Raw genomic sequence first — 13,369 nt, forward strand, 5'->3', positions numbered from 1 at the left:
GGCACGGTACCGTAGGCCCGGTAAGCGCAGCGCCACCGGGCATTAACCTCACTCCTCTAGCGACCGCAAATGGTCATCCTTCCTCAGCGTCATCAGCGCGAAAATACTCACTACCGCCGTCGCCATCACGTAATACGCCGGAATATCCAGGTTGCCCGTCTGCTTAATCAGCCCGGTAATAATCAGCCCTGCACATCCCGAGAAAATCGCGTTCGACAAAGAGTAGGCCAGCCCCAGCCCCGTATAGCGCGCGCGCGTCGGGAACATCTCAGATAGCATCGCCGGGCCCGGCCCCGCCAGCATGCCCACCAGGCCGCCCGCAATCAACACCACACCAGCCTTCACCGCCAGCGTACTCGACTCAGCCTGAAGGATTTTCAGCAGCGGCAGGGCGAGGATCAGCAGCAGCGCGGTGGCGATAATCATCACCGTGCGGCGCCCTATCCGGTCACTCAGGATCCCCGACGGAATGATGGTCAGCGCAAAACCAATATTTGAAATCACCGCTATCAACAGCGCCTGGTTGAACCCGGTGTGCAGCGCCGACTGCAGATAGGTCGGCATAATCACCAGGTAGGTATACCCCGCCGCAGACCAGACCATGACGCGCCCAATTCCCATCACGATGGCCCGGAGCGTGGCGGCAGTATCCGCCTGAGCGACAGCCGGTTTATCCTGCTGCTGCACAAAGCTCGGTGTCTCTTCCATACTGACGCGAAGCCACAGCGCCACAACGCCCATGGGCAGCGCCAGGAAGAACGGAATGCGCCAGCCCCAGTCGTGCAGGGCTTCAGGCGTGAGAAGGGTGGAGAGCAGCGCCACGATGCCTGCGCCCGCCAGCAGCCCCAGCGCCACGGTAAAGGACTGCCACGCGCCATAGAGCCCACGCTTGCCGCGCGGGGCGAACTCCGTCATCAGCGAGACCGCGCCGCCGTACTCGCCGCCCGCGAACAGCCCCTGCAGGATGCGCAGCAGCGTAATAATCAGCGGCGCGGCAATCCCGATGCTGGCGTAGACCGGCACAACGCCGATGGCGGCGGTAGCGAGCGTCATCAGCACCAGCACGATAATTAGCGTCGGCTTACGGCCAATCCGGTCGCCGATGCGGCCAAACACCACCGCACCCAGCGGGCGGAAGAAGAAGGCGATGGCAAACGAGGCGTAGGTGAGGATCAGGCTGGTCAGCCCCGCCTCTCCTTCAAGCTGGAAGAAGTTTTTCGCAATGACGGTCGCCAGAAAACCGTAGACCGCAAACTCATACCACTCGATAAAGTTACCAATGGAGCCTGCAATTAATGCTCGCTTGTGCGCGTCCGGTTGCATAACGATCCTCACTTAAGGTGTAAGAATAAATTATTCAACAAAAGCGGAGTCATGAAATAGTTTATTCTTATGTTCTGTGAGCTATTTCACGAATGATATCAGCGGGATCGTGAACGTGTGACTCCCCTCCCATGCAGCGTGCGCGCGGTCTGTCCATACTTATCGTCATTGCCACTGAAGGAGGGAGACAGCATGCACTGGCAGACCCATACCGTTTTCAATCAACCTGCACCGCTTTCCAACAGCAACCTTTTCCTCTCGGACTGCGCCCTGCGCGATGCGGTCGTGCGTGAAGGAGCCGAGTGGGATTTTGAGCTGCTCGCCAGCATCGGGCAGCAGTTGGGCACCGCGGAGTCGCTGGAGCTGGGCCGGCTGGCAAACGTCAACCCGCCCGAGCTGTTACGCTATGACGCCACCGGGGAGCGGCTGGACGACGTGCGTTTTCATCCGGCGTGGCATCTGCTGATACAGGGGCTTTGCGCCAACCGCGTGCATAACCTGGCGTGGGAAGAGGAGGCGCGTAAAGGGTCGTTTGTCGCTCGGGCCGCACGCTTTGTGCTTCATGCTCAGGTAGAGGCGGGCACGCTTTGCCCGGTCACTATGACGTTTGCCGCCACGCCGCTGTTGCAGCAGGCGCTCCCCAAAGCATTTCACGACTGGCTGACGCCGCTGCTCAGCGATCGCTATGATCCGCACCTTGCCCCTGGCGCGCAAAAGCGCGGCCTGCTGATTGGCATGGGGATGACGGAAAAGCAGGGCGGCTCGGACGTGCTCAGCAACACCACCAAAGCGGAAAAATGCAGCGACGGCAGCTACAGGCTGGTGGGGCATAAATGGTTTTTCTCCGTCCCGCAAAGCGATGCGCACCTGGTGCTGGCCCAGGCGAAGGGCGGGCTATCCTGCTTTTTTGTGCCGCGCTTTTTGCCTGACGGACAGCGCAACGCCGTGCGTCTGGAGCGCCTTAAGGACAAGCTCGGGAACCGCTCCAACGCCAGCAGCGAGGCGGAGTTTCTCGATGCCTCCGGCTGGCTGTTGGGGGAAGAGGGCGAAGGGGTACGGCAGATCCTCAAAATGGGCGGTCTGACGCGCTTTGACTGCGCGCTGGGCAGCCACGGACTGATGCGTCGGGCGCTCTCGGTGGCGCTGTACCATGCCCACCAGCGTCAGACCTTCGGCAAAAACCTCATCGATCAGCCTTTAATGCGCGAGGTATTAAGCCGGATGGCGCTGGTGCTGGAGGGGCACACGGCGCTGCTGTTCCGCCTGGCCCGGGCGTGGGACAAGCGTGCCGATCCGCAGGAGGCCGCCTGGGCGAGGCTGTTTACCCCGGCGGCGAAATTTAGCATCTGTAAAGCGGGTATCCCGTTTGTCGCTGAGGCGATGGAGGTGCTGGGCGGGATCGGATATTGCGAAGAGAGCGAACTTCCCCGCCTGTACCGCGAGATGCCGGTGAACAGCATCTGGGAAGGGTCAGGAAATATTATGTGCCTGGACGTTCTGCGCGTGCTGGCGAAGCAGCCGGGTATTCACGATCTGCTTGCCGACGAGTTTGCGCAGGTGAAAGGGCAGGACAGACACTTCGACCGCAGCTGGCGACAGCTTCAGCAAAAACTGCGTAAACCGCAGGAGGCGCAGGGGCGAGAGATCGCGCAGCAGCTTTTCTTGCTGGGTGCCGGAAGCCAGATGCTGCGGCACGCATCGCCCCCGGTGGCGCAGGCGTGGTGCCGCATGATGCTGGATACCCGTGGCGGCACGCTGATGAGCGAGCAGGTGCAAAGCGACCTGCTGCTGCGTGCGACGGGCAGAGTCGGTTAGCCTTTTAGCTGGAACAGGCTCACCAGCTGAGTCAGGTGTGAACCCTTCTCGCGCAGCGTTTGAGCGGTTTGTTCGCTGCGTGAGATGCGGTCGGCATTGATATGCGACGCTTCGCCAATATGGGTCATGGCAAGGTTCACCTGGCCGATCCCGGCGGACTGCTCGCGTGAGGCATGGTTAATCTCGGTGACCAGCTGGCTGATGTTATCGATATGAATGATGATGTCGTCCATCGCCAGGCGCGTCCGTTCAGACAGCGCATGACCCTCACTCACTTTTCTGAGCGTATCGCCAATCAGCTGTTCAATCTCCTTCACCGCGTTAGCGCTGCGTCCCGCCAGCGCGCGAACTTCCTGCGCGACTACCGCAAACCCTTTTCCGTGCTCGCCTGCGCGGGCCGCTTCCACAGCCGCGTTCAGCGCCAGAATATTGGTCTGGAAAGCGATGGATTCGATCACGCGGGTGATGTCTTCGATGCGTTTTGACGCTTCGCGAATGTCGTCCATGGTCGACACCGCATGGGTGACCGTCTCACCGCCCTGATGGACCGCGAGCGAGGTTTCACCCACCAGCTGCTGTGTTTGCTCCATGTTGGCGGCATTTTGCTGCACGGTGGCGGCCAGCTGCTCCATGCTGGCGGACGTCTCCTCCACGCTGCTGGCCTGCTTGTTGATCTGCTCTGAAATCTCGCCAGTGTCGGCGGCCAGCGCGTTGGTGCCCAAATGGATCTCGCCTGCTGCCTCACGAACCTGCAGGACAATTTTTTGCAGGCCGCCGCCGATGCCGTTGATAGCATCGATCAGCTGGCCGACTTCGTCCTGGCGGGTCACGGGCAGGCTGGAACGGAGATCCCCAGCGGCATATTGTCGGGCAAGATGGATAACGTTGCGCAGCGGACGGGTCAGCACGCGGCGAATAATGACCACGAACAGGCCAGCAAAAAGGATGGATAAGACCACGCCGGCCAGCAGGAAGCGATCGCGCATGGCGGTAACGCTTGAGAGCAGCACCGATTTATCCACTTCGCCCACGATCGTCCAGTTCCAGCCCGGCAGCGGGGTATACGCCATTTTCAGTGTCCGGCCGTCGTCGCTTGTACGCTCCAGCGTGCCGGGTTTGTCACCCAGAAGCTGCTGCTGCGTCGCGCCGTCCCACTTCGGCTGTTTTCCCTCTTCGCTGGCATGGAACAGGTATTGCCCGCGCGTTTTGCCGTTGCTGCGATCCAGCACGAAGAAGTGACCGCTCTCGCCCAGGCGGCGGTTGAGGATTTTCTCGCGCATTACGTTCCAGGAGTGGGTGATGTCCACCCCGACAAAGACAATCGCAATGACCTGCCCTTCGGCGTTTTTAACGGGCTGGTACTGGGTGATGTAGTGTTTGCCGAACAGCAGCGCCAGGCCGCGGTACACTTCACCTTTGTTGACGGCGGCAAAGGCCGGGCTGGCGTTATCCAGAACGGTACCCATTGCCCGATCGCCATTCTCTTTGCGCAGGGAAGTGGCTACGCGAACAAAGTCGTTACCGCTGCGTACAAACAGCGTCGAAATGGCTCCCGTACGGTTCAGGAACTCGTCCGAAAGGGTGTTATTTTCATGCAGCCCGGTGTCTCCGCCTTTCAGAAGCGGAACGCTAAGTCCGTTAATCGTCTGGTGTTGGGAATTATCAATGTTCAGGGGCTGCGGTAAAAAGGTGGTAAACAGACGGGTGTAGCTCTCAACCTCTTCACTCAGGCTGGTGTTGAACATCTGCACCATGTCGACCATGCCGGTGGACTGATTATGCAGATCTTCGACCGCAAGGGCTTCAAGCTGCTGGCTGGCTTTTTGGCTGAGCAGAAAAGTGAATAGCAGAAACAGCGTGGCGACACTGACGCCAGTCAGCAGCGAGAGTTTCGACCCCAGGCCCGCACGGCGGAAAAAGTTGATCATAAATTGCTCATCATTGAAAAGTTATGGTTCTTCAACGGCAGAGCGGAGATTACGTTTACTGTTTTAATGTAACAAAATGTTATTCAATTGTTCTTTATTGGTTTTATATAAGATAAAAAATTTGCAAAAACGAAAAGCCACTAAAAATAAGTGGCTTTTATCAGGAGGGAGTTTACACGTAGAGAATGGCCTGTACCCGCCAGCGATCGATATGGTTATCTTCCTGCATCTGGATGATGCGATACCATGAAGCACCCTGCTCATCGGCCTTTAATGCCACGACACGTTCAACGTCTTGCGGGCTCCCCGAGATATTATTCACGGAGATCTGGCCAATTTCATTCAGGCCAGTCACACAATCAGCACTGGCGAATTCTGCTGACTGCGCGGTGGTGCTCAGCAGGCCTGCTGAGAGCAACAGTGAGGTCAAAGCAAGAGTTCGTTTCATCGTCAGCTCCATTTCACATATATCCGGTATCCGCCGGGCAATCCTTCGCTAATAAACTCCCTTCCATTGATGCGGGCGTGGAGTTTATTGTGGACAGGAAAATGTCTATGGACGCAAAGCAGTGTAAATCTCGTTCAAAGGAAAACCATTATTTGCGGTACAAAATGGCCTGTGAGTACCACTGTCCCGTTATGATGGTTTCGTCGATCATAATGATGACGTAATAATCTGCTTTGGCGGCGACGGCCTGTGCTTTTATTGCCGATTCTGCGTCATCCGGAGAGCCGCGAACCAGCGCGGAGATGGTGCCCATTCGTTGTAATCCTTCCGTCTGATTACGACGAATCTCCTGTGGATGATCGGCGACCGGTGGAGCGGGTTGCGGCGTTCCCTGCAGCGCGCTACAGCCACTCAGCAGAAACACCAGCAATAAAGCAGCAAACCTGCGCATAACCATATCTCGTTTCCTGATAGCCATAGTGTAGTTGGCTGTGAATTTAGTTTTGGGGGAATGTTCCCGAAGTGTTATCTGGGACGTATATTTCGAATGAAAATGACGCGAAAGCGTAACCCAGTTCTCAACATTATGAATCATAGATTCGCACAGGGTCGACAATGATTGAAATTGAAATACGCCACCTCGGCGACCATGAAATTTTACACGCGATGCCGGCGGGTAAACGTGATAAACCGCTGCCTGTTGTCGTTTTTTATCACGGGTTTACCTCATCGAAGCTGGTTTACAGTTATTTTGCGGTAGCGCTGGCGCAGGCGGGTTTTCGCGTGGTGATGCCAGATGCACCCGACCACGGCGCACGCTTTACGGGTAATGAACAGGCGCGGCTGGGTCAGTTCTGGCAGATTCTGCACGGGAGTCTGACCGAGTTTGCCGGGCTGCGCGATGCGCTTTATGGGGCAGGGCTGGTGGCCGACAATCGTCTGGCGGTAGCCGGGGCATCGATGGGCGGTATGACGGCGCTGGGGATTATGACGCATCATCCTGAAGTGAAGTCTGTCGCCTGTCTGATGGGCTCGGGCTACTTTACTTCGCTGGCGAAGACCCTTTTCCCCCCTCAGGATTTAACGGAAATGACGGCGACGCTGGCAGAGTGGGAAGTGACCCGGGCATTGCCGCGCGTGGCCGATCGCCCGCTGCTGCTGTGGCACGGTGACGCGGATGATGTGGTCCCGCCCGAGGGAACCTTCCGTCTGCAGCAGGCGTTAATGAATGAAGGGCTGGACGCTAATCTGACCTGTCTGTGGGAACCGGGCGTCCGCCACCGCATTACGCCAACGGCGCTGGACGCTACGGTGGCTTTTTTCAGCCAGCACCTTTAAATGCGCAGGACTTTGATGCCCTAATCTTCCCGCTTGTGGAGGATCTCTGGGGGGCTATTTTACCGGTAGTATTCCGGAGCCACTCACAAAAAAAAAGCCCCCGGGCAGGGGGCAACGTCATCTATGGCTATGTTCTCGTTGTTGGCTTTCCTGGTGCTAGCGTTAAAGCGTTATCGGTAAATATCTGCACTGGCGTGCATGTTGCCGTTGCTGCCGGGCTCACGGGTTAACATCACGTGGTAATAGGTTGCGCCCTGCGCATCGGTTTCTGCGTTTAATGCCTGATCTGCTTCACTTTCCGTGGCGAAATTATGATTGATGTAAATTACGCCCAAGCTTTGCACATCATCCATGTTTCTGGCCTGTCGGCTGTCTATCTTGATGGCTGCCATCGCGTTTGCACTGAGCAAAAGCGCCGCCATTATGGCTAATGCGATTTTTTTCATGATATGCGCTCCACGACTACGTGCTGCGAGAGGGGGGATGCTCCTTCTTTAATTCAGGCGATCTCTGATTAAAGTGTAATCACTCATCCGGCGGGGATGCGTGACCATTTCTGATGCAGTTGTTCAAAAAAACAACGCTTCCGGGTGTGACCAATTTTAAATCACCCACTTAGACCCGCTTCGCGCTTTGTGCGAATTATTTGTGCAATCAGCTTGAGTTTCCAGGGGCGCGCAAGTATTATGACGCGTCAATTTTTCAGCCGACCTTTAACACGTTCCTTGCCTCCCCGGGCCTCGGCTGACCCAGACAGGAGGCTGAATAATCCGTAAGGAGCAATTCGATGCGTCATTACGAAATCGTTTTTATGGTCCATCCTGACCAGAGCGAACAGGTTCCGGGCATGATCGAGCGTTACTCTGCTGCCATCACTGGTGCAGAAGGTACGATCCACCGTCTGGAAGACTGGGGCCGCCGTCAGCTGGCTTACCCGATCAACAAACTGCACAAAGCACACTACGTTCTGATGAACGTTGAAGCGCCGCAGGAAGTGATCGATGAGCTGGAAACTACCTTCCGCTTCAACGATGCCGTTATCCGCAGCATGGTTATGCGTACCAAAAACGCAGTTACCGAAGCATCTCCGATGGTTAAAGCGAAAGACGAGCGCCGTGAGCGTCGCGATGATTTCGCAAACGAAACCGCAGATGATTCTGATGCTGGGGATTCTGAAGAGTAATTTCTGATGACCAACCGTCTGGCGTTGTCCGGCATCGTATGCAGGGCTCCCCTTCGAAAGGTCAGTCCATCAGGAATTCCGCATTGCCAGTTCGTGCTTGAGCATCGTTCTGTGCAAGAGGAAGCCGGGTTTCACCGGCAGGCGTGGTGCCAAATGCCCGTTATTATTAGCGGACACGAAAACCAGGCCATTACTCACAGTTTAACGGTCGGTAGCGCAGTAATCGTTCAGGGGTTCATCTCTTGCCACAAGGCAAAGAACGGCCTGAGCAAAATGGTTCTGCATGCCGAGCAGATTGATTTGATAGATTCTGGAGACTAGCCATATGGCACGTTATTTCCGTCGTCGCAAGTTCTGCCGTTTCACCGCGGAAGGCGTTCAAGAGATCGACTATAAAGATATCGCAACGCTGAAAAACTACATCACCGAAAGCGGTAAGATTGTCCCAAGCCGTATCACCGGTACTCGTGCAAAATACCAGCGTCAGCTGGCTCGCGCTATCAAACGCGCTCGCTACCTGTCCCTGCTGCCGTACACTGATCGTCATCAGTAATCGGGCACGGTCCATTAATACGACTTTAAGAGGATAAGGTAATGCAAGTTATTCTGCTTGATAAAGTAGCAAACCTGGGCAGCCTGGGTGATCAGGTTAACGTTAAAGCGGGTTACGCACGTAACTTCCTGGTTCCACAGGGTAAAGCTGTTCCAGCTACCAAGAAAAACGTAGAGTTTTTCGAAGCACGTCGCGCTGAACTGGAAGCCAAACTGGCTGACGTTCTGGCGGCTGCTAACGCTCGCGCTGAAGCAATCAACGCACTGGGCACCGTTACCATCGCGTCTAAATCAGGCGACGAAGGTAAACTGTTCGGTTCCATCGGTACCCGCGATATCGCTGATGCAGTTTCTGCAGCAGGCGTTAAAGTGGCTAAGAGCGAAGTTCGTCTGCCGAACGGCGTTCTGCGTACCACTGGTGAGCACGAAGTTGACTTCCAGGTTCACAGCGAAGTGTTCGCTAAACTGGTTGTTAACGTTGTAGCTGAGTAATTTTTTACTCTGCTCACGTTGAAACGCCGGCCTTGTGCCGGCGTTTTGCTTTTTACAGATCCGGGTCTTAACGCGCCCTGATGAAACTGCCGTCTGGCTGGCGGGTAAACAGTACCTGTTGTCCACTTCCCGTATCAATCGTTAACCCTGTCACTACCCCGCTGGCATTCTGGCGAATCTGTACCATCTGACCATTCTGCAGGTTACTGAGCGGTTTACCCGCACCTTCCACCTTCGCCATGGCATACACGTCGGTTGGCGGCAGGTTGTGGTCGCGGAACAGCTGTGCCAGCGTTTTACCCGGCTCTACGCGATAGGAACGCCACTGTTGCTCAATGCCGGTAGGCTGTTGCGTCTGAGGCTGAGACGGGGCGGCGGCTTGATCCTGCGGCTGTTCATCCTGAATAGGTTCTGGCTCAACCGGCGCGACCTGACCCGGATCGTTAGACGGGGTCACAAGCTGCGTCTGCATCGGCTGTGCGTCAGGCTGTGGCCGCGCCTGCGACTGAATATCCAGCTGAGCATTGCGGGCGACGGGGGCGGTATCGACATCATCGCCCCCGGAAGGAAGCAGGAAGCCCACGATCACCATCAGCGCGCCAATGATGATCCCTCTGCGATGCAGAGGAGGCAGCGGGTCCATGATGCGAAAATTGTCCGGCGCCTGCCAGATTTTCGCCAGGGTAGGTTTCAGTTCAAATCGCCCGGGCATGGCACTCCTCCTGCTCCGCGTATTTTTTATCCTGTGCCCCGAAGTATAGTTTGCTAACTGCCTGAACGGCGTAGTAAACCCGACATCCGTGACATCAGTTCGGGATTAATCCTGGTTATCTCTATTGTTTCTGTTTCGTCGCGGTTTGTCACCTTAACTTCAGACAAAGTTTTACCCATAAGGGCATGGCTGATATGCTGCCCGCTACTTTAAATGTGATGGAAGGAAAACCCATGACCACCCCGACTTTTGACACTATCGAAGCGCAGGCAAGTTACGGTATCGGCTTGCAGGTAGGACAGCAGCTGAGCGAATCCGGCCTGGAAGGTCTGTTACCTGAAGCGCTGGTGGCGGGTATCGCTGACGCGCTGGAAGGCAAACAGCCTGCCGTTCCGGTAGACGTTGTGCACCGTGCGCTGCGTGAAATCCACGAACGTGCTGACGCCGTGCGTCGCGCGCGCTTCGAAGAGATGGCAGCCGAAGGTGTGAAATATCTGGAAGAGAACCGTGAGCGTGAAGGCGTGAATAGCACCGAATCCGGTCTGCAGTTCCGCGTGATCAATCAGGGCGACGGCGCAATCCCGGCGCGTACCGACCACGTTCGCGTGCATTACACCGGTAAACTGATCGACGGTACCGTGTTCGACAGCTCCGTGGCGCGCGGCGAACCGGCTGAGTTCCCGGTTAACGGCGTGATCGCAGGCTGGATCGAAGCTCTGACCCTGATGCCGGTCGGTTCCAAATGGGAACTGACTATCCCGCATAACCTGGCCTACGGCGAGCGTGGCGCTGGCGCGTCCATCCCGCCATTCAGCACCCTGGTCTTTGAAGTCGAGCTGCTGGAAATTCTGTAATCGACTTTTCTTATTTCCTCTCCCCGGTTGGGGAGAGGAAAATAGTGTAAAAACCTATAGTTACGGCGCTATCAACATTTTATCTTGCAAACGAAACTGTTGCGTGTATTTTTGTGAGCTGTTTCGCGCTGTATGAGTGATATGACACTCACTTTCAACATATTATTAACATAATATCTAAATCATAGTATTCATCCCGCCGATTCTTACCTAATATCGATTAGCCCTTACAAGGGAACGTCATCTTTTGACGTATTTAAAGGCCAGAAGAGCCTTAACAACACAGACAGGCATAAACAGGAAAATATCACATGGTAGATCAGGTCAAAGTCGTCGCCGACGAAGAGGCGTCGTCTGAACAGTCGCTACGGCGCAATCTCACAAACCGTCATATTCAGCTCATTGCGATTGGGGGTGCCATCGGTACCGGGCTGTTTATGGGGTCAGGCAAAACCATCAGTCTCGCCGGGCCGTCGATCATATTCGTTTATATGATCATCGGTTTTATGCTCTTCTTCGTGATGCGTGCAATGGGTGAACTGCTGCTCTCGAACCTCGAATACAAATCCTTTAGCGACTTCGCTTCTGACCTGCTCGGGCCGTGGGCGGGCTATTTCACCGGCTGGACCTACTGGTTCTGCTGGGTCGTCACCGGTATGGCGGACGTCGTGGCGATTACCGCCTACGCGCAGTTCTGGTTCCCGGGGCTGTCGGACTGGGTCGCCTCGCTGGCGGTCATTGTTCTGCTGCTGAGCCTTAACCTCGCCACCGTTAAAATGTTCGGTGAGATGGAGTTCTGGTTCGCGATGATCAAAATCGTGGCGATTGTCGGGCTTATCGTCGTGGGTCTGGTGATGGTGCTCACCCACTTCCAGTCGCCAACGGGCGTTCAGGCGTCGTTTACCCATCTGTGGAATGACGGCGGCTGGTTCCCGAAAGGCATTAGCGGCTTCTTTGCCGGCTTCCAGATCGCGGTATTTGCGTTCGTGGGCATTGAACTGGTGGGCACGACGGCAGCGGAGACCAAAGATCCCGAGAAGTCTCTCCCGCGCGCGATTAACTCTATTCCGCTGCGTATCATCATGTTCTACGTCTTCGCGCTGATCGTCATTATGTCCGTGACGCCGTGGAGCTCCGTGGTGCCAACCAAGAGCCCGTTCGTTGAGCTGTTCGTGCTGGTAGGCCTGCCTGCTGCCGCGAGCCTGATTAACTTCGTGGTGCTGACCTCTGCGGCATCTTCCGCGAACAGCGGCGTGTTCTCCACCAGCCGTATGCTGTTTGGCCTGGCGCAGGAAGGCGTGGCGCCGAGCGCGTTCGCCAAGCTGTCTAAGCGCGCGGTACCGGCAAAAGGGTTGACCTTCTCCTGCATGTGCCTGCTGGGCGGCGTGGTGATGCTCTACGTGAACCCAAGCGTGATTGGCGCGTTCACCATGATTACCACGGTCTCTGCGATCCTGTTTATGTTCGTCTGGACCATCATCCTCTGTTCATACCTGGTGTACCGCAAGAAGCGCCCGCACCTGCATGAAAAATCGATCTACAAGATGCCGCTGGGCAAGCTGATGTGCTGGGTGTGCATGGCGTTCTTCGTCTTCGTGCTGGTTCTGCTGACGCTGGAAGATGATACCCGTCAGGCACTCATCGTCACGCCGCTGTGGTTTATCGCGCTGGGGCTGGGCTGGGTGTTTATCGGTAAGAAACGTATGGCAGGCGTAAGGTAAAAGCAAAACGGCAACTTCGGTTGCCGTTTTTAGTTTTTGCACCCTCTCCCCGTGGGAGAGGGCCGGGGTGAGGGCATCAGGCCGCAGCGGCCTTTTTTATTCCCCAGCTAATGCCCGCGGGAACAGAACGTTGTTCTCAAGACTGATGTGTTCCATCAGGTCGTCAATCATCTCGTTAATGCCGTTGTACATCGCTTTCCACGTTGTGCACGCTTCTGGCGGCGGCGTGACGTTGTGGGTGGTGTGTTTGATCACTTCCAGCAGCTCACCCGCATCATCGTGCTCGCTTTCCATCACGCTGATAGGCCCCATCGCCTGGCTTCCCATTCCCTGTTTAATCATCGGGAAGAGGATCTGCTCTTCTTTCATCATATGGCTGGAAAGCTCTTCGTGCAGCAGGGTCAGGTACTTCGCCAGGCCGCGCGGTACGGAAGGTTTGTCGGCATGGACGCGCTCGACTTTGGTTGCCTGCAGGATCAGCTCCGGCAGCTGTTCACGGTGACGGTCATGGTATCGCACGATGATATGGTCGATGATTTCAGCAAGCGGGGCGGTTCGCCAGTCTTTGTCGACGGGCTGCTCGGCCAGCAGCGCCAGCTCTGCTTCAATCACCTCAACGTCCAGCTCTTTGCGCGAGGCCGCACGTGCCAGGGTTTGCTTACCGCCGCAGCAGTAATCCATATCGTATTTCCGAAACAGCGCAGAAGCGCGAGGAATGGAGAGCGCCAGCTCGCCAAGGGGTTGGTCGCGAAAGGCCATAGCAGTTACCTCGTCATCAATAATATAAGATGTATATTAAATACATCTTTAAGGCAGCGCTATAACCCTTTAGAGGGAAGGGGGAAAATGAGATGCAGGTCACAAAAAAATACCCCATTTAACTCTCTGAATGGACTTAGGAAAGTGGTTTAGAAACTTTTTAAAGGTGTAGAAACAGTAAACAACCCGCTGTGCCTGCCGATATATCCACGTCAGACAAACCTGCATATAACAAAGGCAACGC

Annotated in this window: 15 protein-coding genes; 8 read left to right on the forward strand and 7 right to left on the reverse strand. The window is 55.9% G+C overall.

The features are described from left to right. Positions 1-48 precede the first annotated feature (48 nt). Entirely contained in the window at positions 49-1,323 is a 1,275-nt protein-coding gene (locus QMN93_RS09470) for an MFS transporter (protein ID WP_182382940.1), read from the reverse strand. Positions 1,324-1,515: 192 nt separating this feature from the next. Between QMN93_RS09470 and QMN93_RS09475 the strand changes: the two genes are divergently transcribed. Continuing rightward, positions 1,516-3,138 (forward strand): isovaleryl-CoA dehydrogenase, encoded by a 1,623-nt coding sequence (locus QMN93_RS09475; RefSeq protein ID WP_323619015.1) that lies wholly within the window; start codon positions 1,516-1,518, stop codon positions 3,136-3,138. Here QMN93_RS09475 and QMN93_RS09480 read toward each other — a convergent pair. The 3 genes from QMN93_RS09480 to bsmA all read right to left on the reverse strand — a co-directional run bounded on the left by QMN93_RS09480 (position 3,135) and on the right by bsmA (position 5,992). Next, on the reverse strand, positions 3,135-5,066 hold the full coding sequence (locus QMN93_RS09480) for a methyl-accepting chemotaxis protein (protein WP_064673126.1): 1,932 nt from the start codon (positions 5,064-5,066) through the stop codon (positions 3,135-3,137). The two genes, QMN93_RS09475 and QMN93_RS09480, sit on opposite strands and share 4 nt — an antisense overlap. Before the next feature lie 172 nt (positions 5,067-5,238). Next, the gene (gene yjfN / locus QMN93_RS09485; protein WP_029740375.1) at positions 5,239-5,514 is read right to left on the reverse strand and encodes a DUF1471 family protease activator YjfN; all 276 of its coding nucleotides are present in this window, start codon (positions 5,512-5,514) and stop codon (positions 5,239-5,241) included. A 148-nt stretch (positions 5,515-5,662) separates the two neighbouring features. Further along, a complete protein-coding gene (gene bsmA / locus QMN93_RS09490) occupies positions 5,663-5,992 on the reverse strand; it encodes a biofilm peroxide resistance protein BsmA (protein ID WP_029740376.1) in 330 nt (109 codons plus the stop codon). Between the two features lie 137 nt (positions 5,993-6,129). Here bsmA and yjfP point away from each other — a divergent pair, with 137 nt between their 5' ends. After that, the gene (gene yjfP, locus QMN93_RS09495; RefSeq protein ID WP_182382942.1) at positions 6,130-6,852 is read left to right on the forward strand and encodes an esterase; all 723 of its coding nucleotides are present in this window, start codon (positions 6,130-6,132) and stop codon (positions 6,850-6,852) included. 170 nt (positions 6,853-7,022) lie between these two features. On the opposite strand, the gene yjfY is transcribed toward yjfP, so the two are convergent. Beyond that, a complete protein-coding gene (yjfY, locus tag QMN93_RS09500) occupies positions 7,023-7,298 on the reverse strand; it encodes a DUF1471 family protein YjfY (protein ID WP_029740378.1) in 276 nt (91 codons plus the stop codon). Positions 7,299-7,639: 341 nt separating this feature from the next. Between yjfY and rpsF the strand changes: the two genes are divergently transcribed. Genes rpsF through rplI form a run of 4 tightly spaced genes read left to right on the forward strand, consistent with a single transcriptional unit; the run spans position 7,640 to position 9,079 of the window. Further along, positions 7,640-8,035, forward strand: coding sequence for a 30S ribosomal protein S6 (rpsF, locus tag QMN93_RS09505; protein ID WP_014068637.1), 396 nt, complete (start codon positions 7,640-7,642; stop codon positions 8,033-8,035). 6 nt (positions 8,036-8,041) lie between these two features. Continuing rightward, positions 8,042-8,356: a primosomal replication protein N gene (gene priB / locus QMN93_RS09510; protein WP_008502895.1), complete on the forward strand. Its 315-nt coding sequence runs from the start codon at positions 8,042-8,044 to the stop codon at positions 8,354-8,356. Between the two features lie 4 nt (positions 8,357-8,360). Continuing rightward, positions 8,361-8,588 carry a 30S ribosomal protein S18 gene (gene rpsR / locus QMN93_RS09515; protein ID WP_000135199.1) on the forward strand — a complete coding sequence of 76 codons (228 nt, stop codon included), beginning with the start codon at positions 8,361-8,363 and terminating at the stop codon, positions 8,586-8,588. Between the two features lie 41 nt (positions 8,589-8,629). After that, a complete protein-coding gene (gene rplI / locus QMN93_RS09520; protein WP_023310148.1) occupies positions 8,630-9,079 on the forward strand; it encodes a 50S ribosomal protein L9 in 450 nt (149 codons plus the stop codon). 67 nt (positions 9,080-9,146) lie between these two features. On the opposite strand, the gene QMN93_RS09525 is transcribed toward rplI, so the two are convergent. Then, positions 9,147-9,791: an OapA family protein gene (locus QMN93_RS09525; RefSeq protein WP_182382943.1), complete on the reverse strand. Its 645-nt coding sequence runs from the start codon at positions 9,789-9,791 to the stop codon at positions 9,147-9,149. Between the two features lie 233 nt (positions 9,792-10,024). Between QMN93_RS09525 and fklB the strand changes: the two genes are divergently transcribed. Beyond that, positions 10,025-10,645 (forward strand): FKBP-type peptidyl-prolyl cis-trans isomerase, encoded by a 621-nt coding sequence (fklB, locus tag QMN93_RS09530; protein WP_008502892.1) that lies wholly within the window; start codon positions 10,025-10,027, stop codon positions 10,643-10,645. A gap of 311 nt (positions 10,646-10,956) precedes the next feature. Then, complete coding sequence (cycA, locus tag QMN93_RS09535) at positions 10,957-12,366, forward strand: D-serine/D-alanine/glycine transporter (RefSeq protein ID WP_182382944.1); 1,410 nt, start codon at positions 10,957-10,959, stop codon at positions 12,364-12,366. Positions 12,367-12,462: 96 nt separating this feature from the next. On the opposite strand, the gene ytfE is transcribed toward cycA, so the two are convergent. Then, positions 12,463-13,125 carry an iron-sulfur cluster repair protein YtfE gene (ytfE, locus tag QMN93_RS09540; protein ID WP_182382945.1) on the reverse strand — a complete coding sequence of 221 codons (663 nt, stop codon included), beginning with the start codon at positions 13,123-13,125 and terminating at the stop codon, positions 12,463-12,465. Between the last annotated feature and the right edge of the window lie 244 nt (positions 13,126-13,369).

The sequence above is a fragment of the Enterobacter sp. R-1.6.2 genome, assembly GCF_035064085.1.
Taxonomy (GTDB): domain Bacteria; phylum Pseudomonadota; class Gammaproteobacteria; order Enterobacterales; family Enterobacteriaceae; genus Enterobacter; species Enterobacter asburiae_B.

Bases quoted from the DNA above. Each gene is read 5' to 3' on its own strand.
- QMN93_RS09470 (WP_182382940.1), bottom strand. From the start codon at position 1,323: ATGCAACCGGACGCGCACAAGCGAGCATTAATTGCAGGCTCCATTGGT.
- fklB (WP_008502892.1), top strand. From the start codon at position 10,025: ATGACCACCCCGACTTTTGACACTATCGAAGCGCAGGCAAGTTACGGT.
- QMN93_RS09480 (WP_064673126.1), bottom strand. From the start codon at position 5,066: ATGATCAACTTTTTCCGCCGTGCGGGCCTGGGGTCGAAACTCTCGCTG.
- bsmA (WP_029740376.1), bottom strand. From the start codon at position 5,992: ATGGCTATCAGGAAACGAGATATGGTTATGCGCAGGTTTGCTGCTTTA.
- cycA (WP_182382944.1), top strand. From the start codon at position 10,957: ATGGTAGATCAGGTCAAAGTCGTCGCCGACGAAGAGGCGTCGTCTGAA.
- yjfN (WP_029740375.1), bottom strand. From the start codon at position 5,514: ATGAAACGAACTCTTGCTTTGACCTCACTGTTGCTCTCAGCAGGCCTG.
- rpsR (WP_000135199.1), top strand. From the start codon at position 8,361: ATGGCACGTTATTTCCGTCGTCGCAAGTTCTGCCGTTTCACCGCGGAA.
- ytfE (WP_182382945.1), bottom strand. From the start codon at position 13,125: ATGGCCTTTCGCGACCAACCCCTTGGCGAGCTGGCGCTCTCCATTCCT.
- priB (WP_008502895.1), top strand. From the start codon at position 8,042: ATGACCAACCGTCTGGCGTTGTCCGGCATCGTATGCAGGGCTCCCCTT.
- QMN93_RS09525 (WP_182382943.1), bottom strand. From the start codon at position 9,791: ATGCCCGGGCGATTTGAACTGAAACCTACCCTGGCGAAAATCTGGCAG.
- rplI (WP_023310148.1), top strand. From the start codon at position 8,630: ATGCAAGTTATTCTGCTTGATAAAGTAGCAAACCTGGGCAGCCTGGGT.
- QMN93_RS09475 (WP_323619015.1), top strand. From the start codon at position 1,516: ATGCACTGGCAGACCCATACCGTTTTCAATCAACCTGCACCGCTTTCC.
- yjfY (WP_029740378.1), bottom strand. From the start codon at position 7,298: ATGAAAAAAATCGCATTAGCCATAATGGCGGCGCTTTTGCTCAGTGCA.
- rpsF (WP_014068637.1), top strand. From the start codon at position 7,640: ATGCGTCATTACGAAATCGTTTTTATGGTCCATCCTGACCAGAGCGAA.
- yjfP (WP_182382942.1), top strand. From the start codon at position 6,130: ATGATTGAAATTGAAATACGCCACCTCGGCGACCATGAAATTTTACAC.